Origin of the sequence: Anaerostipes sp. MSJ-23, assembly GCF_018918155.1 — a bacterium.
In the GTDB taxonomy this organism is placed as follows: Bacteria; Bacillota; Clostridia; order Lachnospirales; family Lachnospiraceae; genus Anaerostipes.
Genome location: NZ_JAHLPY010000035.1, coordinates 1 through 1,638 on the forward strand (window position 1 = coordinate 1; position 1,638 = coordinate 1,638).

The window sequence follows — 1,638 nt, forward strand, 5'->3', positions numbered from 1 at the left end:
TTCTGACCATGGTAATAGTTCTTCTAAAAAATCTAGATTTCTATCTTCCATGTGTTTTGGAATCTCTGTCAGCAGATATTTTAAATATTCATATGGTTTTAACTGGTTCGCTTTGGCTGTCTCTGTAATACTGTAGATCATTGCACTTGCTTTGGCCCCATTCACTGTATCTATCACGTGCCAGTTATTCCGCCCAACGCAAAAGCTCCGAATAGCAATCTCTGCATTATTATTATCGAGAGGAACTAATGGATCATCCAAAAACGCTCTGAGATATCTTTCCTGATTCAGACTGTACTGCATTGCGTTATATAAAACACTCCCAGTTCCTACAGATCCTATGTTTGATCTTACCCACGAAAAGAAAGCATCGACCAATGGTGATACCTGTTCTTTCCTCCGTTTTTTTCGCTGCTCTGGTTCATACCCGTCCAGGCTGTTATCGGTATGATAGATCGCTCCGATCTGGGCAACTGCAGCTTCTGCAAGGGTTCCTTTTGATGCTTTTTTCCCTAATGCTTTACAGATCTGGACATATTTCCGCCTTGCATGAGTCCAGCAGCCTGCAACTGTGATGTGTGCATTTTCCCTCGCAATCTTATGATATGCTTCAAACCCATCACAGACGATCGTTCCTTCATATCCTTTCAAAAACTCCGCCGGATGGCTTGAATTTCTGGTTTTCTGATATTCATACAGGATCACTGGCTGTTGTCCATCTTTTGTACCAGTACGATAAACCCACATATAACTGTTGCACATCGTATCCCGGCCGTCTCTCTTGACTTTGACTGGTGTTTCATCCGCATGGATCACCGGGCCCTGATAGATCTGCTGATGCATCCGGTCATATAATAAAGATAAATAGCGTTCACTGCTTTTGATCACCCAGCTGGACATTGTCTGTCTTGAAATATGAATATCATTCCTTTTAAATTCCTGTTCCAGACGATACAAAGGCATCGCATTCACATATTTAAAGTTCAGGACTGCCGCTAACAGAGATGGCGTTACGATACTGTTTTTTAAGATTTCAGAAGGTCGTTCTGCACTTATGATCTTATCTTCATTTTTTGCACTATAATAAGCGACATGATGCTCGATCACTTCGAAAGTTGCTGGATGAAAATCCAGTTTTTTATAAATCCTGTCTGGAAGTCTCCGATATCCATTTGGGAACAGCTCAGAAAGCTGTTTTTCAGAAAGTTCATGATATTCTTCCCGGACTGGAAGTCCTGACAGATCTTCATCACGTTTTCCTTTCGGTCTTTTTTTACGTTTATATGCAGGAATGACTTCTTCGATCAATGGTTCTTCTGCACAGTCTGTTTCTATCATAACTTCAGCTTCGTTAAAACACAGAGTCAACTGATCATAGTCAAATTTCTCCGTTTTCTGAGCAAAACGATCTGTTCGTGACATGGTAAGCTGTTCATAGATCAGGTCAAACTTTCGGTTCAGTTCTTCTAACTGTGTTGTCTGTTTTTGCAGCTGTTCCTGTTGAGAAAGAAACAGTTCGATGATCTGTTCCTTTGTAAATCTGTTTCATTGTCCCTCGTTAAATATGATCTCTTTCATAAGACCACACTATCATAGAACATAAACGCATGTAAAGAGATATGAGACAACTTTTTAAAT

1 protein-coding gene is annotated in these 1,638 nt (G+C 40.3%); it reads right to left on the reverse strand.

Annotated features, from left to right (window positions below; all coding sequences use genetic code 11):
• The coding region (gene tnpC, locus KQI71_RS12220) for an IS66 family transposase (RefSeq protein WP_253288108.1) at positions 1 to 1,422 on the reverse strand (1,422 nt) is incomplete at its 3' end.
• Between the last annotated feature and the right edge of the window lie 216 nt (positions 1,423 to 1,638).